Annotated in this window: 17 protein-coding genes and 1 other RNA gene; 4 read left to right on the top strand and 14 right to left on the bottom strand. The window is 65.1% G+C overall.

Going from position 1 to position 18,043, the window contains the following annotated elements:
* Positions 1–8 precede the first annotated feature (8 nt).
* Positions 9–1,328, top strand: a complete 1,320-nt coding sequence (locus FGS76_RS05860) for a sugar transferase (RefSeq protein WP_170214412.1) — start codon at positions 9–11, stop codon at positions 1,326–1,328.
* Here FGS76_RS05860 and FGS76_RS05865 read toward each other — a convergent pair whose 3' ends face one another.
* From FGS76_RS05865 to dnaX, 10 genes are all read right to left on the bottom strand, one after another.
* Complete coding sequence (locus tag FGS76_RS05865; RefSeq protein ID WP_138771697.1) at positions 1,329–2,306, bottom strand: glycosyltransferase; 978 nt, start codon at positions 2,304–2,306, stop codon at positions 1,329–1,331.
* Positions 2,303–3,448 (bottom strand): UDP-galactopyranose/dTDP-fucopyranose mutase family protein, encoded by a 1,146-nt coding sequence (locus FGS76_RS05870; protein WP_138771698.1) that lies wholly within the window; start codon positions 3,446–3,448, stop codon positions 2,303–2,305. The genes FGS76_RS05865 and FGS76_RS05870 overlap by 4 nt, the downstream gene beginning before the upstream one ends.
* Before the next feature lie 19 nt (positions 3,449–3,467).
* Positions 3,468–5,219 carry a glycosyltransferase family 2 protein gene (locus FGS76_RS05875; RefSeq protein WP_138771699.1) on the bottom strand — a complete coding sequence of 584 codons (1,752 nt, stop codon included), beginning with the start codon at positions 5,217–5,219 and terminating at the stop codon, positions 3,468–3,470.
* Positions 5,209–6,312: a hypothetical protein gene (locus FGS76_RS05880; RefSeq protein ID WP_138771700.1), complete on the bottom strand. Its 1,104-nt coding sequence runs from the start codon at positions 6,310–6,312 to the stop codon at positions 5,209–5,211. Before FGS76_RS05880 ends, FGS76_RS05875 begins: the two co-directional genes overlap by 11 nt.
* Positions 6,302–7,072, bottom strand: coding sequence for an ABC transporter ATP-binding protein (locus FGS76_RS05885; RefSeq protein ID WP_420837409.1), 771 nt, complete (start codon positions 7,070–7,072; stop codon positions 6,302–6,304). Before FGS76_RS05885 ends, FGS76_RS05880 begins: the two co-directional genes overlap by 11 nt.
* A complete protein-coding gene (locus tag FGS76_RS05890; RefSeq protein WP_240692437.1) occupies positions 6,955–8,442 on the bottom strand; it encodes a tetratricopeptide repeat protein in 1,488 nt (495 codons plus the stop codon). The genes FGS76_RS05885 and FGS76_RS05890 overlap by 118 nt, the downstream gene beginning before the upstream one ends.
* Positions 8,443–8,576: 134 nt before the next feature.
* Positions 8,577–9,590 carry a UDP-glucose 4-epimerase GalE gene (galE, locus tag FGS76_RS05895; RefSeq protein WP_138771702.1) on the bottom strand — a complete coding sequence of 338 codons (1,014 nt, stop codon included), beginning with the start codon at positions 9,588–9,590 and terminating at the stop codon, positions 8,577–8,579.
* 57 nt (positions 9,591–9,647) lie between these two features.
* Positions 9,648–10,250 carry a recombination mediator RecR gene (gene recR / locus FGS76_RS05900; protein WP_138771703.1) on the bottom strand — a complete coding sequence of 201 codons (603 nt, stop codon included), beginning with the start codon at positions 10,248–10,250 and terminating at the stop codon, positions 9,648–9,650.
* Entirely contained in the window at positions 10,247–10,564 is a 318-nt protein-coding gene (locus FGS76_RS05905; protein WP_138771704.1) for a YbaB/EbfC family nucleoid-associated protein, read from the bottom strand. The genes recR and FGS76_RS05905 overlap by 4 nt, the downstream gene beginning before the upstream one ends.
* Positions 10,565–10,585: 21 nt before the next feature.
* A complete protein-coding gene (dnaX, locus tag FGS76_RS05910) occupies positions 10,586–12,616 on the bottom strand; it encodes a DNA polymerase III subunit gamma/tau (protein ID WP_138771705.1) in 2,031 nt (676 codons plus the stop codon).
* A 169-nt stretch (positions 12,617–12,785) separates the two neighbouring features.
* Here dnaX and FGS76_RS05915 point away from each other — a divergent pair, with 169 nt between their 5' ends.
* Entirely contained in the window at positions 12,786–13,976 is a 1,191-nt protein-coding gene (locus FGS76_RS05915) for an AAA family ATPase (RefSeq protein ID WP_138771706.1), read from the top strand.
* A 37-nt stretch (positions 13,977–14,013) separates the two neighbouring features.
* Here the strand turns inward: FGS76_RS05915 and ffs are convergent.
* From ffs to FGS76_RS05935, 4 genes are all read right to left on the bottom strand, one after another.
* Positions 14,014–14,110: signal recognition particle sRNA small type (gene ffs / locus FGS76_RS05920), an RNA gene on the bottom strand.
* A 96-nt stretch (positions 14,111–14,206) separates the two neighbouring features.
* Entirely contained in the window at positions 14,207–14,659 is a 453-nt protein-coding gene (locus FGS76_RS05925; RefSeq protein WP_138771707.1) for an Hsp20 family protein, read from the bottom strand.
* A gap of 242 nt (positions 14,660–14,901) precedes the next feature.
* A complete protein-coding gene (locus FGS76_RS05930) occupies positions 14,902–15,618 on the bottom strand; it encodes a 2OG-Fe(II) oxygenase (RefSeq protein ID WP_138771708.1) in 717 nt (238 codons plus the stop codon).
* A gap of 69 nt (positions 15,619–15,687) precedes the next feature.
* Positions 15,688–16,161 carry a YbjN domain-containing protein gene (locus tag FGS76_RS05935; protein ID WP_138771709.1) on the bottom strand — a complete coding sequence of 158 codons (474 nt, stop codon included), beginning with the start codon at positions 16,159–16,161 and terminating at the stop codon, positions 15,688–15,690.
* Positions 16,162–16,468: 307 nt separating this feature from the next.
* Between FGS76_RS05935 and FGS76_RS05940 the strand changes: the two genes are divergently transcribed.
* Positions 16,469–17,146 carry a hypothetical protein gene (locus FGS76_RS05940; RefSeq protein ID WP_138771710.1) on the top strand — a complete coding sequence of 226 codons (678 nt, stop codon included), beginning with the start codon at positions 16,469–16,471 and terminating at the stop codon, positions 17,144–17,146.
* 231 nt (positions 17,147–17,377) lie between these two features.
* Positions 17,378–17,926, top strand: a complete 549-nt coding sequence (locus FGS76_RS05945) for a PadR family transcriptional regulator (RefSeq protein WP_138771711.1) — start codon at positions 17,378–17,380, stop codon at positions 17,924–17,926.
* The last annotated feature ends 117 nt before the right edge of the window (positions 17,927–18,043 follow it).

Genomic DNA, 18,043 nt, shown 5'->3' on the forward strand with positions numbered 1-18,043 from the left:
GATTGGGTATGCCCAATGATGGCGCCGTAATATCAACCCCATCGCAGAACTTTCTGGAATTCGAGCCGACGCGACATCGGCGCTGGTACGAACGAATTCTTCTTAACACGCCACTGGGCCGTGTGCTTTCGTTGCTGCTGGTGGCACTGGTGCCGTTCTATCTCGGCTATGGCTACTGGCATTCGCCGGCGGCGCCCCATCAACAGCTGACGCTGGGACTTCTTGCTGGCGCGTTCCTGGTCAACGCGCTGCTGTCCCGATCGTTGTCGCAATATCCGGGTGGCAATCTGATCGCCTATCAGCTGGCGGTCACCGCCGGCACCATCGCGGTCACACTGCTGGCGATTGTCACCTTGCGGTTGGGCTATGCCCGCAAGCCGCTGTTTATCGGCTTTGCCTTGCTGATGGGCGCGCAGGTGGTGGCGGTGTTGTTGAAGGCCCGCTTCCGTTACACCAAGTTCGCTCTGGTGCCGGGCGGCGATCTGACCGAGCCCGGGAATTGCCGGGACTTCGCTCGCTTCCTGACCTTGAAGAGTCCCCGGGACCGGCGCCGCTTCGACGCCCTGGTGGTGGATATGAAGGCGCCGCTCAGCGACGAGTGGCTGCGGTTTATCGAGCGCCAGAAGGGGCGCGATATTCCGGTGTTGAGCGGCAAGTACCTGAACGAATCCCTGGAAGGCAGTGTCGATCTGGACGGGATCAACCGGTCCGATCTGCGCGCGCTGAAGCCAAACCCGCTGTACCTGCTCGGCAAGCGGCTTTTGGACGTGGCCGGCACCTTGCTGCTGCTGCCGGTGGCACTCCCGCTACTGGCACTGGTGGCGCTGGCGATCCGGCTGGAGTCACCGGGGCCGGCGCTGTTTATTCAGGACCGGGTGGGCGCCGACAACAGGAACTTCCGCATGCTGAAGTTCCGCTCCATGCGCCTGCCGGACGGCGATGAAAGTGACCGGCCACGCTTCGCCGATCAGGAAGAGCATCGCATCACGCCGCTGGGCCGCCTGATACGACGCAGCCGGCTGGACGAACTGCCGCAGCTCTGGAACGTGCTGAAGGGCGACATGAGTCTGATCGGCCCGCGGCCGGAGCAACCCCGTTTTGCGCGGTCGTTCGACCGGGCGGTGCCGTTCTACAGCTATCGGCACATGATTAAGCCCGGCATCACCGGCTGGGCCCAGGTGCAGCAGGGCTACGCCTGCGACGTGGTGGACACGCGCAAGAAAGTGGAACACGACTTCTACTACATCAAGCACCTGGGGCCGGTGCTGGATCTTCTGATCGTGATGAAAACTCTGCACACCATGGTCACCGGGTTTGGCGCGCGCTGATCAGCCGTCGCCGCGCGCCATTTTCATCACCGAGTCGTGGGGCCGGTCATAGCGGCCCCTGGCGGCATCGCTGAGCGCCGCCCAGGTGAGCCGCAGATAGGGGCGCGCATTGGGGTAGTGGCGGGCGTTGAGCAGCCAGCGCGCCACCTTCAAGGGCAGAAACAGCCAGAACAGCGGCCCGGCGGCGGTGTGATAGACGCGCAGACCATTGCGGTAGGTGTAATAGGCTTTCCAGAGCGGCTCGAAGGTCTTCTCATGGGTGGAGAAGGTGGCGCAGTCGTGGGTAAAACACACCCAGGGCAGAAACGCGATACGGCCGCCTTGGCGGCGCACGTTGAGCGCATAGAGCACGTCATCCCCATAGATGAACAGGCGCCCTTCCGGCAGCCCCACCCGGTCCACCATGGCGCCGCGCACAAAGAATCCGACGAAGGAAGTGGAGTCAATGTCGACGGGCCCGGTGGCGCGGTAGTCCGCGTCGTCCAGATGGAAGCCACGGCGCCCCTGGCCCAGCACGGTCTTCAGGAATCGCCGCGGGTGCCAGAACGGGTTCAGCCCCGGGCGATTCATTTCGCAGACTTTGCCGTCCGGGAAATACACCGCCGCCGCCGCCGCGTCGATGCCGTCCAGGTCCGAGTCCAGAAAGGCACGGAAGGCGCCGGGCTGGGGCCAGGCATCGTCGTCGAAGCACACCAGCCACTCCGGCCGGTAGCGGGCACAAGCATGGCGAAAGCCCGCCTCGAAGCCACCGGCACCACCCAGGTTCCGCTCCATGGTCAGCACATCCAGACGCCCATCGGCGGCCTGCTGCCGCGCCAGCCACGGCCCGGTACCGTCGGTGGAGCGGTTATCCACCACCACGATGGCATCGCACTCCTGTGTGCGCAGGGCGGCCAGGCAGGTCTTGAGATGGGCCAGGCGGTTGTAGGTCACCACCACCGCCACCAGGCGCGCGCCTTCGGCCATGGTGCTGGTCACAGCGGCGTCTTGAAGAAGGCCGGCACCGGCCGGCCCTGGCTACGGTGCTCAAGAAAACCGCGCGCCACGTCCAGGGCCTCGCGGATGGTCACGTCCATATCCAGGTAACGGTAGGTACCCAGGCGGCCCACGAAGGTAACCCCCGCGGTGCGTTCCGCTTTTTCCACATAACGCGCCAGCATCGCCTTCTCGTCCACCAGACGGATCGGATAGTAAGGGATATCGTCCGGCCCGCAGGCGCGGCTGAATTCCTTATAGCAAACGCTGCCCTGGTGGGTTTCCCAGGGCGAGAAATGCTTGTGCTCGGTGATCCGTGTGTACGGCACCGATTCGTCGCCGTAGTTCATCACCGCGCAGCCCTGGTAGTCGCCATCATGAGTGAAGCGCTCGAAGTCCAGGGTGCGGTAGCCGAGCCGGCCCTCGCTGTAGTCGAAGTAACCGTCCAGCGGTCCGGAATAGAACACATGGTCATAGTCCCGGGCCATGGCCGCCTGGAACGGCGTGTTCAGGCGTACCTGGATGCCCGGGTGATCAAGGATGCCCTGCACCAGCGCGGTGTAGCCGTGTTCCGGCATGCCTTGAAAACGGTGGAAGAAATAATTGTCGTTGTAGTTGAAGCGCACCGGCAGGCGCTTGAGGATGCTGGCCGGCAACGCCGAGGGGTGGCAACCCCATTGCTTGGTGGTGTAGCCGTGGAAAAACGCCTCATAGAGTTCCGGGCCGACGAAGCGCAAGCCCTGCTCCTCGAAGGTCTGCGGGTCGTCAATATGAGTGGCGGCCTTGGATTCGATAAAGGCCCGGGCTTGTTCCGGCCGCAGCGTTTTGCCGAAAAACTGGTTGATGGTGTGCAGGTTGATCGGCAACGAGTAGACACTGCCGCCCACGGTGCTTTTGACCCGGTTCTCGTAGGGCTTGAAGGCGGAGAAATGGCGCACGTAGTCCCACACTTCCTGGTCGTCGGTATGGAAGATGTGCGGCCCGTAGACGTGCACCATCACGCCGGTGTCCGGGTCCCGCTCGGTGTGGCAATTGCCGGCGATGTGGCCCCGTTGTTCCAGTATCGTCACCTCGTGGCCGGCCCGGGCCAGCTCCCGGCCGATCACCGCGCAGGAGAACCCGGCGCCTACCATCAGGATATTCATGACTGATCAAGCTCCCTTTCTATTCACCGAATTGATGCTTCCAGAAAACTTCACTGGTGAGATCTCCATGGGCGCGGCGATAGGCTCGGCGCAGGCGTGGTCCTTGCAGTAGTAGTGCTAGCCAGAGGCGAGCCGCCCGCCACGCCACCGTGAAGAAATAGCGCTTATCGTGGCGCGCCAGAAAAATTGGCCGGCCACCGCTTTTGTAGAGCACCGCCCGCCGCAGGAAGGCAACGCGGGTGAAGGGCGAGAGTGCGAAATCCACCGATACGGTGTCCATGCGCTTGAACAGGTGGGCCGGCAGAAGATGCCCATTCAAAGTCATCATTCTGAACAGACGTGCCAGACGGCCTTCCGGGGCATGGAACTGAAAGTCGTCGAGAAAGCGCTCCGCGCTCTCGCTGACCGGGTGCTCGTACCGGGTGTTGGCCTTAAGCCGCGCGCGCCGTTCGCTTAGGTCGATATGCTCGGCCCAGAACGCTGGACCAGCCAACACATCAGTGGCCGCCTGACATTGCGCCATGGTGCGGTCGTAACACAGGCCGAAAGCGGACTTCATCGCGGAGGCGGCGAACCACAGCATCACCCTCCCCCAACCGCCGTGCAGCAACGCGGTGACCAGCGTCGAGCGGGTGGACAGGTAGGTGACCATGGGACCCGACTTGGCGGCGAAATCTTCCTGCCAGGTGGCCACGCCGTTGAGCGTGATGATGCGGAAATCATGGCTCAGGGAGAATTCGATATCGTCGCCACGCACGAAGAAAGGGAACGGAAAGCGGCGCACCTTGCTGGTGGGGAAAAGGAAAAACCACCAGGCACCGTAATTGATATGAACCGGCTCCTCGTTTGCCAATACCTGGGTATAGTCGCGCAGGTCCCGGCCGCCATTCAGGGGTCGGACCAGACCGTCGAAGGCGGCTCCGGCCTCATGTTGAACGAACATGCGCTCTTTCTTGAGCATGGCGCCGGCTATGCTCAAGGACGCATCCCGGGAATAGGAAAGGAAAGCATGGGCCCGTTCCAGCGCGGTAACCTCACAGGCGGCGTCGTCGTCCATGAACAGACAATGGGTGAAGCCCGGCAGTGCGCGAACCTCGGACAGGCCCCGGGCGAAGCCGCCGGCGCCACCCAGGTTACGATTCTCAATGACCTCCAGATGTTCGGTTTCCCGGGCATCGATGGCGTCGCCATTATTGATAATGAACGCCTTTATCCGCACGCCCTTCCGGTTCGCCTGATCCAGAAAATGCTCCAGCCGCCGGGCGGTGACGGCAATGTCCTCGAAGCGATTGAAGGTGGTGATGACAATCGCCAGGCCCACGGTGCGGGACACTTCCTGGTCGGTGGCGAACGAGACGGTGTGCACCCGGGTCGGCGTTAGCGCCACGATCTCCACATAGAGCGAGGCGTGGTCCATGGTGGCGAGCTCCTCGCTGATCACGAACCCATCGTCGGCCAGGCTGTCACCGTTGGCGCGCCATTCCTTCACCAGGGCCTCGCCACCCTGGTCATTAACGCCCCACACCCGCAGCAGCGCTTCGCCGTCCATGTCCAGGCAAAGCCGCAGCTGTTTCAGATCCGTATGGCGTTGCCATTTACGGAGGCTGAAGGCACCAAAGTAGGTATTGAATCGGGCACTGCCACCCACATCCAGATGCAAGGTGCGCTCACTGAATGCGTAATTCGCCTGGCCACGCAGGCGGACGTACAGGTCCAACTCCGCGCAGAGCTGACCGTCGGGGAGCAGGCAGTCGTGCACATCAAAGGGCATGATATTCAGTCCTCATCACATCAATGGCGGCCGCCACCAGCGCACCGGCGGCCGCCGCGCAGCGGTCGTCCTCAAGCGCCGCGCGCAAGGCGGCTTGCCGTAGTGCTTCCAGGTCCGGGGGTTGCCAGAGACAATAGGGGCGCACTTGCGTCTCGCGCTGCTCAAGCAACGGGTCTGAAAAATCCAGGCGCAGGGCCCGGTTGGACCGGCGCCATTTGTCGCGCAGGGGCTCGCGGAAATACTCAAACGGGGCCTCGGCGCCGGGATCTCCTGGGGGTTCCACCGCCAGCTCGCGGATCAAGTCCACCGCGCGGCGGTGCACCGGAAGGGAATGCTCAAAGCGATTCAGATGCCGCGTCACTTCGAACCCCAGGCGGGTCAGTCTGAGATTACGATGGGAAAAATCCGCCAACCGGGATGACGGCTGGTAGCCGACCAACTCACAGAAGTCGTCCACTATGCTGCCGTTCTTCAAGCGGTCACGCCGGAAGGCGCGAAACACCACCGCGTCCTCGCCGAAGCTACGCACCCACAATTGCCTGAGCATGTGGTAGTCGCTATGGCAGGCCGGCAAGCTCTCCGCCAGGGTGGCGATGTCGTGGGTATTGCGCCGGAAGCCGTATTTCACCAGTTCGTTGCACCAGGACTCCACATGCTCATCCTGACGACGCAGGTACGCCACCACGGTCACCGAAGAAAAAAGCGGCTTCAGACGGTTCGCCAGTAGCGCCACGGCGGAGCGGCGACGGGCGCCGTTGTCATCAAGAAAGTAAAAGTCCTCGGAACTGAGGATCACCGTGGGGCAGGCAGTGTGACGCACGGCCCGGGCAAGCTGCTCCCAAACCCGGGCGTTCCGGGAAGGATCATGGGGGGTCATGCGCAGCCCGGGCACCGTTTCCTCACGAACATCATAGGACAGCGCATGGTGGGCGTTCTCGTTTTCGACCTGACTCAGACGGGGATAGAGAAAGCCTTGCTCACGGAGCTGCTCTCTTTCGAGAGACAGAAAGTCCTGTAAAGAGGTGGTTCCGGATTTGGGCTGGCCGATATGGAGATAGAGCCCTGGGCGACGGCGCCCCAGGTTAAAGAACATGCGCGCCCCCCGGTTGGTCGAGATCAATGACCCGGTCGGCCAACTTGTCCACCTGGCTTTCGGAATGGGACACCAGCACCACGGTCTGCAGGGAATGTATCTTCTTGCTCATCTCGCGCTCGGCCTTTTCGCGGAATGACCGATCGCCCACGGTGAGGGCCTCATCGATCAGCAGCACATCCGGCGACAGGAACATGGCCACGGAGAAACCCAGACGGGCGCGCATGCCGGAGGAATAGGTTTTCACCGGCTCGTCCATAAATGAACCCAACTCACTGAACGCCGCGATCCGGTGCAGACAGGCGCGCGCCTGCGCCCGGCTATACCCAAGCAGCATGGCACTCAGCACCGCGTTGTCGGTGCCCGGCAACTCCGGATCAAAGCCGGCCTGCAGGCTGAGCAATGACACGGTGACGCCATGATTGATCAGGCACCCTTGGTCGGGACGAAGAATCCCGGCCAGCACCTTGAGCAAGGTGGACTTACCGGCGCCGTTACGGCCTATCAGCGCCAGTGTTTCGCCCTGGTACAGGTCAAACGTCAGCCCGCTAAACGCCTGGTGATAGCGGGCCGGACGGAACAGGCCACCGCGCCGTTTGTAGCGCACACCCAGATTACGGGCTGACAGAATCACCCGCCCGTTCATTCCACCACCACCCGGGGAAACACCCCTTCCAGTCGCCGGTAGGCCAGGATCAAAACGCCCAGGCCAAGCAGACAGCCCAGTGCCAGCCAGCCCATTTGCGACCACTCCGGCCATTGGTGTTCCAGCAAAATCCGCCGGTACTGGTGCAGCAGGTTGGCCATGGGGTTGGCCATGAACAGGTCACGCCAGCGCTCGGGAATGGTGTCGAGGGTGTAGAACACGCCGCTGCAGAACAGCAGGAATTGCAGGCCGGTGGGCACCAGGTTGATCAGGTCGCGGACGAACGGAATGATCATCGCCAGGGCGCAGCCGACCACCGCCATCAGCAGCAACTGCACCGTTACCACCGGGATCAGCGCCAGCCAGTGCACGGTGGGCGGCAGGCCATAAACGACCAGGAAAATCGCCAGCATCAGGAACACCAGGGTCTGCTTGCCGGCGTTCTGCACCACCGCCACCAGCGGGAAAAACAGCGGCGAGATACGTACCTGGTTCATCAGGCCACGCCCTTCGACAATGGTGTTGGAGGCGTGCTGCACGGTTTTGGCGAACCACTGGAACGGCACCAGGCCGGTGAGCAGGTAGGCCACGAACCCCTCGCCGCCCCGGTGCAGCAGCAGCCCGAACACCACGTAGAACACCGCCATATACAGCAGCGGGTCGATCACCCACCACAGGTAACGGAGGTGGTTGCGGTTGGCTTCGGCTTTTAAATTGAGGCGGGCTTTGGTCCATACCAGGTCGACAAAGTTACGCCAGTCCCGGCGGCGCGGCGGCGCCACCGCCACCGTGTCGGCGCGATCGCCCTCTTCCAGCCAGTCAATGCCATGCTCCTCGGCCAGCCGCAGGCGGCGTGCTTCCCGGGGGCGGCCCTGTTGTTCCTCCACCATGGCGGCGCGGCGGTAGCCGGCCGGGTGATCGGGGAAGCGGCGGCGCACCTCCGCCCAGCGTTGCCGGGCGCTGTCCCAGTCGCCGGCGGCCATGGCCAGTTCCGCGTGCTGGTCGAAGGCCGGGGCCCAGTCCGGAAAGGTGTCGCGGGCATGTTGGTTGTAGTGCAGCGCCCGTTCCGGGTCGCCGGTGGCCTGGGCCAGGTGGGCACTGCGTATCCACACCGGCGGGTCCTGGGGAAAACGGGCCCGGGCCTCGTCCAGCAGCTGGCCCGCCAGGGCGACATCGCCCTCGGCCAGGGCGGTGTTGGCGCCCTGCACCCAGCCGCCCGGGTGGTCCGGGAAGCGGGCCCGGGCTTCGCTCAGCAGGCTTAGCGCTTCGCCGTGGCTGCCCAGTTCGCGCAGGGCCACCGCCGCCTGGATCCATACCGGAGGGTGTTCCGGATAGACCACGCGTAGGGTGGCCCAGCGACCGGCGGCCTGCCGCCAGCGGCGCTCGGCCATGGCGTCGAAGGCCCATTGAAAGGCGTCCTGGGGGGCAAGCCGCCGGTGTGATTCCGACGACGGGGGAAACGATGAGGAAAAGCTTTCCGCCATAGTTGTTCCGGCAAAAAAACGTGAAGGGAAGCTATCACGATGCCGGACGGGAAATCGGTAAGAGGTCGCAAATGGGCGCGACCGCCGGGGCGGTTAGCGAATTTTTACGAAGCGTTTCGCAGATGACCGGAGGGTCAGCGGTAGCCGCCGGGATTCTGCTCCTGCCAACGCCAATGATCCGCGCACATGGCGTCGATGCCCCGTTGCGCGCGCCAGCCCAGCACGCGCTCGGCGTGGGCCGGGTCGGCGTAGCACGTCGCCACGTCGCCGGGGCGACGATCCACCACCGTATGGGGAACCGGGCGGCCGCTGGCTTTTTCGAAGGCGCGGATCATTTCCAGCACGCTGTAGCCCCGGCCGGTGCCCAGGTTGGTGGTGATCAGGCCGCCCTGCCCGATCAGGGCGTCCAGGGCCGCCAGGTGGCCCTGGGCCAGATCCATGACATGGATGTAGTCGCGCACGCCGGTGCCGTCCGGGGTCGGGTAGTCGCCGCCGAACACACTCAGTTGCTGGCGTTTGCCCACCGCCACCTGGGCCACGTAGGGCATCAGGTTGTTGGGGGTGTCGCTGGGGTCCTCGCCGATCAGGCCGCTTTCGTGGGCGCCCACCGGGTTGAAATAGCGCAGCAGCGCGATGCGCCATTGCGGGTTGCTGCGATGCAGGTCACGCAGCATGTCCTCGATGTGCAGCTTGGTGGCGCCGTAGGGGTTGGTGGCGCTGAGCGGAGAGTCCTCGCGGATCGGCACCGTGGCCGGGTCGCCATAGACGGTGGCGGAGGAGCTGAACACCAGGGTGCGTACGCCGGCCCGGTCCATGGCCTCGAACAGGCACAGGGAGCCGCCCACGTTGCAGTCGTAGTAGCGCAGCGGCTCGGCCACCGATTCGCCCACCGCCTTGAGGCCGGCGAAGTGGATCACGGCGCCGATGTCGTGCTCGGCGAACAGGCGGTCGAGCAAGGCGCCGTCGCGGACGTCGCCTTCGACGAAGGTCAGGGTGCGGCCGGTGATGCGTTCCACCCGGCGCAGGGATTCGCGGCTGCTGTTGGCCAGGTTGTCGAGCACCAGCACCGGGCGGCCTTCCTCAAGCAGCCGCAGCACCGTGTGGGAACCGATATAGCCGGCGCCGCCGGTGACCAGAATGGTTTTCATTACTTCTCCTTGGCCCCTTACGGGGCGGTTCAGGATGCGTCCCGCCTCCTGCGTCCCTTAGTTAGAAAACGGGCGGCGGCCTCGCAGTGCCTGGGCCAGGGTGGCGCCGTCCACGAATTCCAGGTCGCCGCCCATGGGCACGCCCTGGGCGATGCGCGAGACGCTGACGCCGGCTTCGCGGGCCAGGTCCAGCACATAGTGGGCGGTGGCCTCGCCTTCCACGGTGGTGCCGGTGGCCAGGATCAGTTCCTGGATCTGGCCTTGGTTGAGGCGCTGCTCAAGCACGTCCAGCCCCAGCTCCCTGGGGCCGATGCCGTCCAGCGGCGAGAGCTGGCCCATCAGCACGAAATAGTGGCCCCGGTATTCGCCGGACTGCTCCAGGGCCAGCACGTCCGCCGGCGAGGCGACGATGCACACCAGGCCGGCGTCACGGCGCGGGTCCTGGCAGATCGGGCACAGGTCATCCTCAGCGTAGTTGCGGCAGCGCTGGCAGTGGCGCACCCCGTCCATGGCGGCGGACAGGGCGCCGGCCAGCTGGCGGCCGTCGTCGCGGCCACGCTCCAGCAGGGCGTAGGCCATGCGTTGGGCGGAGCGCGGGCCGACCCCGGGCAGGCAGGTAAAGGCGTCGATCAGCGCTTCCACCAGGGGCGCGTGTTTCACGGTTTAAAGCCCGGCGGGAACGGGAAGCCGTCGGTCATGCCTTTCATCATGTCCTGCTGCTGGCGTTCCACCCGCCGCACCGCGTCATTGACGGCGGCGGCCAGCAGGTCTTCCAGCATGTCCTTGTCCTCGCCCATCAGGCTGTCGTCGATGGTCACGCTTTTCACGTCGTGGCGGCCGTTCATGACCACCTTGACCAGGCCGGCGCCGGACTCGCCGGTGACTTCGGCCTTGGCCACGTCTTCCTGGGCCTGCTTCATTTTCTCCTGCATGGCCTGGGCCTGCTGGAGCAGATTGTTCATGTCGAAATCCATGGCAACCTCGGTTGGCTGGGATCAGGTCTCCCGCGGGCGGATGCTGTTTTCATCCAGGCGGGCGTTGAACTGGTCGATAAGCGTCCGCACGGTCTGGTCGTCGAGCAGCGCCTGGCGGGCCTGCGCCAGCCGTTCGGCGCGGCGGGCCTGTTCCAGGGCCTCCGGCGTGTCGCCGGCGTCGGCCTCGAATTCCAGGTTAAGGCGGATACGGCGCTGAAAATAGTCGCTGAGCGCACCGGCCAGCTCCTGGGTGCGTTCCTGGCTGACCAGCACCTGGTGGCCGGTGGCCAGCCGCAGGGTCCATTGGTCGTCCTGGCGCTGGGCCAGCACCGCATTGCGGGCCAGGTTGCGCACCGTGCCGTCCAGGGGCAGACGTTCCACCAGGGCCGCCCACCAGGACCCCACGTCCTGGTCGGACTCGGGCTCCGCCAGGGGCAGCGGCGTTTCCTGCGGAGGCGGCTCCGGGGCACGGTCGGCGGCCGGTTCGGTACGGGCCTCGGGAGCCGGCGCGGGGGGCTGGGCCTGAGTCTGGGCCGGAGCCGGGGCCTGAGTCTGGGGCGGAGCCTGAGTCTGGGCGACGGCCGGGGCACTGTCGGCCATGGCCGGGGGCGCTTCGTCCCAGGGCGGCGGCTCCTCGTTCCAGGGCGGGGTGTCCTGCCCGGCGGCGCTGGACGGCTCCGGCGCGCTGGCGGGGCTGTCCGGCGCCGGGCGGGCCGGTGCCGGCTCCCGGGGTGCCTCCCCGGCGTCGGCCGACGGTTCGGCGGGCGCCGGCTTACGGCGGGTGGAGCGATCATCGCCAAGCAGAGCACGCAGATCACCGGGGGTGCCGGTGGGCCGCGGGGCCTGGGCCTGGGGCGCCGGCTCCGGGGCCGTTTCCGGCGCCGGGGCGTTCAGGGTGGAGGGGGCGCCGCCGGTGGTACCGGCGGCGGACGCCGGCTCAGGCTTTTTTGCCGGGCCCCGGGCCTCCCCGCCGGGCAGCACGCCACGCGGGGAGAACAGCACCATGCGCAGCAGGCTCATTTCCAGGGCGGCGCGGGCATCCGGCGCCTCCTGAACGTCGCGCCGGCCACGCAGCGCCACGTCGTAATACAACTGAATCTGTTCCGCCTGGAAGCGCCCGGCCAGTTCCACCATGTCGGCGTCGGCGCCGTCGCCGCCCAGGGCCTGGATCACCGCCAGCTCGTGCAGCGCCGCCACCACTTCGTCGAGCAACGCCAGCTCGTCCGGGGCGTGCTCGGCGATGCTGGCCAGGGCGCGCAGAACGGCGGCCGCCTCGCCGCCGGCCAGGGCGTTGAGCAGGGTGCGCACATGGCCCCGGTCCACGGTGCCGAGCATGGTGCTGACCGCCTGCTCGCTGAGCTGCTCGCCGCCGAAGGCGATGGCCTGGTCGGTGAGGCTGAGGGCGTCGCGCATGGAGCCCTGGGCGGCGCGGCCCAGGGCCAGCAGGGCCGGCTCCTCGAAGCGGATCATTTCCCGCTCCAGCAGCGTCTTCAAATGGCCGGCGATCTGCTCCGCCGGCAGCGCCTTGAGGCTGAACTGCAGGCAGCGGGACAGAATGGTCACCGGCATCTTCTGCGGATCGGTGGTGGCGAGCAGGAATTTCACGTGCGGCGGCGGTTCCTCCAGCGTTTTCAGCAACGCATTGAAGGAATGGGCCGAGAGCATGTGCACCTCATCGATCAGGTACACCTTGTAGCGGCCCCGGGTGGGCGCGTACTGCACGTTTTCCAGCAGCTCGCGGGTGTCCTCCACCTTGGTGCGGCTGGCGGCGTCCACCTCGATCAGATCCACGAAGCGGCCTTCACCGATCTCCCGGCAGGTGGAGCAGACCCCGCAGGGCTGGCTGCTGACGCCCTCCTCGCAGTTGAGGCAGCGCGACAGAATCCGCGCGATGGTGGTCTTGCCAACGCCGCGGGTGCCGGTGAACAGATAGGCGTGATGCAGGCGATCCTGATCCAGCGCGTGGGTCAGTGCCCGGGATACGTGCTCCTGTCCGACCAGCTCATCGAAGGTGCGCGGGCGGTACTTGCGGGCTAGAACCTGGTAACTCATCGCTCTCCAGCCGGACGGCGTTCGGGGGCTTCGGGAAAACACGTATGCTAGCGAATCTCGCCGGTGGGGGACAGCGGATCGAGCAAACAAGGGTCCGGCCGCCTTGCATTCTCAAGGTACTTTAGGGAAATTATCGACTAGAGATAAATTTGCTAATCTGGCTATAGACATGAATCCCATCAGCAATCCTTACGCGCCGGGCGCCGGCGCACCCCCGCCAGCCCTGGCCGGTCGTGATGATCTGCGCGAACGCGTGCACGTGGCCATTGAGCGAGCCCGCCGAGGGCGTCATGCGAAGAGCGTGATCCTGGTTGGCCTGCGGGGCGTGGGCAAAACCGTCCTGCTCGATCGAATGCGGCTGGATTGCGAAGCGGCGGGCAACCAGACGATCCGCGTGGAAGCGCCCGAAGGGCGCTCCCTGCCGGCCATTCTGGCTCCCCGGCTGCGCTCGGTTCTGCTCAGCCTGAGCCGGGTGGCGGCGGCCAAGGATCTGGCCGACCGCGGCCTGCGTGCCCTGGTGGGCTTCGCCCGCTCCCTCAAGGTCACCTTCAACGACATCGAAGTGGGCCTGGACCGGGAGCCGGAGCCCGGGCTGGCGGACAACGGGGATCTGGAGGCGGATTTGGGCGTCTTGCTGGAACAGGCCGGGTTGGCGGCCCGCCAGGCCGGCGTCGCCATCGCCCTCTTTATCGATGAACTTCAGTATGTGGAAGAAAGTCAGCTCGCCGCCTTGATCAGCGCCCTTCACCACTGCAGCCAGCGCCAGCTACCCATCGTCATGGTCGGTGCCGGCCTGCCGCAATTGCGGGGGCGTGCCGGCAACGCCAAATCCTACGCGGAACGGCTGTTCGACTACCCCGAGGTGGGGCCTTTGACCCGGGAAGAGGATCTACGGCAAGCGCTTATCGAACCCGCCCTGGAGGAAGGCGTTGAGTTTACCGACGGCGCCTTCCGCGCGGTGCTTGCGCATACCGGCGGTTACCCCTACTTCCTTCAGGAGTGGGGCTCGAGCGCCTGGAAGGTGGCCACCACCAGCCCAATCACGGAGCAGGACGTGGAGGAAGCCACGGAGCAAGCCATCGCGGAGCTGGATCAGAGCTTCTTCATGGTGCGTTTCGACCGGCTTACCCCGGCGGAGAAAAGTTACCTCAGAGCCATGGCGGAACTGGGTGGAGGCCCCCATCGCAGCGGCGAAATCGCTGGCAAAGCAGGACGTACTTCCGCGTCACTCGCGCCGATTCGCAACAATCTTATTCAGAAAGGGATGATCTGGAGCCCGAGCCACGGGGATACCGCTTTCACGGTGCCGCTGTTTGACGCGTTCTTGAAACGAGTGATGCCCGAGTTCGAACCGGGCTGAGCAAGAGGATAAAAACCGGGAAGGAAATTGGAGGCCTTCCCGCCAGCCACACCCCGGCACACGAGTCCACTGCTACCGTTGCTCCCTTCCGGGCCTGGCGGGGTTCACAGTTTGTCGTTGCGGGGGGACCGGCGGGTCGGCCATCGCTCGCCTTTCAGCGAGCGCGCATTGTGGCCAAAGGCCCGGGCCTTTGCAAGCGCCCGGGCCGGTCCCGCCGACCGGGCGGCGATTTATTCGCCGGCCCCGCCGTCCACGGTGTCGCCGGCGCCGTGGATCGGCACCTGACGGGGTCTGGCGGACTCCGGAACCACCCGGGTGAGGGCCACTACCAGCAGGCCATCTTCGAAGCGCGCGCCTTCCACCTGCACATGGTCGGCGAGCCGGAAGCTGCGCTCGAAGGCGCGCCGGGCGATGCCCCGGTGCAGCCAGGTGCGGGTGCCGTCGGCGGCGGCTTCCCGGGGCTTGCCGGTGATGCGCAGCAGGTTTTCCTGGACGGTGATGTCCAGCTCATCGCGGCCGAATCCGGCCACCGCCATGACCACGCGGTAGGTGCCGTCCTGCTCGCGGATGATGTCGTAGGGCGGGTAGCCGTTGGACTGGTCGGCGCGCAGCACGCTTTCCAGCCAGTCGTCGAAGCGATCAAACCCGACGGAATGTCGAAACAAGGGTGCCAAGGTGTTCATCACGTTACCTCCAATACATCTCGAACGGCCCCCGAAGGCGACCGAAAGGACAAGGTCAGTGTCGTGACGGGTTAAAGCTGTCACGGGAGGTAATCTCGGGGTGGGCGGGAAATTTTCAAGGTCTGGATCGCGGCTGAAGCCGCTCCTACAATTTCCGTAGGAGCGGCTTCAGCCGCGATCAGCAGGAGCCACGGCGAGTCCCACCGTGGGAACGGTTGGGCGGCATTCCGCTTTAGCCGCGATCAGCGGGCCGGGTCGGGGGCGATGGCGGTGCTGTTGTTGCAGCGGAACCAGCCGGCGATGCTGAGCCGTTGACGCTGGGCTTCGAGCACCTCGTGGGGGATGCGGTCGCTGAGAAAGCACACCAGGGTGCCGGCGCGGGGCGCCACGTCCAGGGCCGGTTCGCTGGCGTCCGGGTCCGACCAGATGCGCAGGCGGCCGCCTTCGTCGTCGCGCCAGTCCCGGTTCAGGTAGAGCACCGCCGACAGCACCCGGCCGTTGTTGCCATTAAAGGCGTCCAGGTGGCGCCGATAAAAGGCGCCCGGGTCGTACAGGGCAAAGTGCGCTTCCAGGTCGAACAGGCCCAGGAACAGGGCCCGGTTCACCGCCAGCCGCAGCTGCTCCATTTCTTCGAGCAGCGTGCATTGGGCCAGGGTGGAGCCGTCCAGCCACAGGGTGCGGTCGCGGCGCACCCGTTCGTTGCGGTGCTGGTCACGGCCCCGGCCGATGCCGGCGGCCTGGAACTCGCCACGGCGGTCCCGCAGCAGGGCTTCCTGGCGCAGGGCGCGGATCAGGTGGGCGGGGAAATAGTCCGGCGCCACCGCGTAGTGGTGGGTCACCAGATCATCGATCAGACGTTGGCAGCGGTCGCCGCCGGGGCCGTCGATCACATCGACCGGATTGTTCAGGGTCGTTTCCTCGGGGCCGGGGCCCGCTTGTATGGTCGTGCCGGAGACCATCCCATCGCGGCTGAAGCCGCGCCTACGGCAATAGGCATGCGCTGTAGGAGCGGCTTCAGCCGCGATACCTCAGTGCAGGGCGCCACCGGGATCCGGCGGGGTTTCGTCCTCGTCCGGCCAGAACAGCCAGTCGGCTTGCTGGCAATCTTCCAGCAGTTGCACGGTGGCGTCCAGGGTGGCCTGCACGAAATAAATGAACTGGTCGAAGGTCACGCCCTGGCGGCCCAGCAGCAGGTCACAGGCGACCATGCGCGGCAGCGCGTCGTCGTTGATGTCCAGGAACAGCTTCAGGGACGGATAGTCCATGTTCAGGCGGCTGAGCTCGGCCTGGGCGGCGAAGATCGCCGCCGGGCGCAGTTCCAGCTCGGTGGAGAGCAGCAAGCCGTCCTCCTCCACGAACAGGCGGGCATCGACCACCCCTTCCCGGCTTTGCAGCTCGGAAAAGTGCAGGCCGTGGCACTGATCGCAGATATAGAACTGAATGTTGGCCTGTTCCAGCCAGCGCGTGACTTGTTCCGCGTCCGGCGTCACCACCGTGTGCATGGGCACGCTCCTTAATCCGGGGGCGCATGATCCGGCATTCAGGCGGGAAAAGGAAGGGTCAAAGGGGGAGTTGAAAGTTGAAAGTGAAAAGTTGAAAGCGCGGACCTGGCCGTGCCCCCGGGCCGGCTGTGCCCGCGCCCTGCGAATACGACAAGACGCGACTGCCGCATATGCAATTAAACCGCTCAGCACGGGCCTTTCTCCTTTAACTTTCAACTTTAAACTTTCAACGGCTCGCGCCGCCTTTATGATGCCAAAGGAAACACCCTGTTTAGCGAGACTAATTGAGCGAGACCAAGGAACCGCCATGACCTCGACGACCTACGTCGCCTTCCGCGCCAGCGACCGTTTGCATCAGCTCACCGATGGTTTCGTGCACCGTATGCGCGACGGCGCCCGGGAGCCGGAACCGCGCACGGTGGAGCGGATCATGACCACCTTTATCGATGAAGCGCTGACCGCGTTCTTTCTGACGCCGGCCTCCTATTCCGGATTGGGCAGCACCCAGCGGCGTCTGGTGGGGCTGGCCGCCGATACCATTTCCAAGGCCTCCGGGGTGGTGATCGGGCGCAGCGCGCGCAAGATGGATCTGGCCCAGAACCAGGCCGCCGCCGAATACATGGACGGGATTCGCTTTCCCGGGCCCCGCCATGCGTTCTGGTATGTGGGCTTCCCCATCGACGAGGCGCTGGCCAGCCGGGGCCACGGGCTGGCGGAGCGCTGCCAGGCGGGCCATTTCGAGGGCACCCGCGACGACCTGATGCACTATCTGCGTGCCATCACCGATCGGTCCCTGGAGTGGTATTTCAACAAGCCCATTGACCTGTTGGGGTTTGGTCCGATTCTGCGCAAAGTGGCGGCGGTGGGGGTGCAAACCACCCGCAAGGCCAGCTACGGCGTGATCGGCAAAGTGATTCCCAATCTCACCGACGAACAGGTGCTGCAATCGGCGCTTTACTACCGGGATCTGCAGGTACGTCATTGATCCGGCGCACTCCGTGCGCCGCTTCACCGTTTAGCACTTCAACATCATTTTGCCCACTTTTTCATCACCGAAGAAAAACACTCTGGTAACAATTACTTACGCTCGTACCGCTGGCAGAAGGAATAACACCAAGTTTTTACAAAAGTGCGTATACAACGGATTGCGCAGCACTTTGGCCGCTCTCTACTATCGATTACAGGCTATCGATAACGAAACAACGAGGAGTGAGCCGTGTCATTGCGCCATGCCATTCTTGTCCTTCTGCAAGACCAGGAAGCCAGCGGCTATGACCTCGCCAGGGAGTTTGCTAACAGCATCGGCCTGGTTTGGAATGCCACCCATCAGCAGATTTATCTGGAATTGGGGAAACTGAGCGAACAGGACATGGTGCATTACCGCCATGTGCCGCAGGAGGGGAAGCCGGATAAGAAGTTATACAGCCTCACCGAGGCCGGACGCACGGAACTGGTGCGCTGGTTAAAGAAGCCGGCGGGGCCGGCGCGCATCCGCGATGCCTTCATGGTGAAGGTGGCCGGCGGCTCCCTGGCGGATACCCAGGTGCTGCTCGCCGAGTTGGACTCTCTCGCCAAGCAGCGGCGCGAGCGGCTGGCCACCTTCGAGGCGCTGGCGCAACGGCTGGATGAGAGTGGCCGGGACGACAACGTCTACAACTACTTGACGGTGCGCCGGGGCATCCTCGACCAGCGGGCCTGGTTGCAGTGGGCCGAGGAAGTGCGCCATTCCCTGGAACACCGCTCCGCGGACAGCACCGCCTCCTGATCCGGCGCCTTAACGGCGCCCCACCCCACTCGCGCGCGCCGGCCCGGCGCGCCCTTCTCTTGCAACTGTCGGACAGAACCAAGCGCCTGCTTGCCCGCACCCGCACCGCTGGCTATG

The organism is Alloalcanivorax gelatiniphagus, from assembly GCF_005938655.1.
Taxonomy (GTDB): domain Bacteria; phylum Pseudomonadota; class Gammaproteobacteria; order Pseudomonadales; family Alcanivoracaceae; genus Alloalcanivorax; species Alloalcanivorax gelatiniphagus.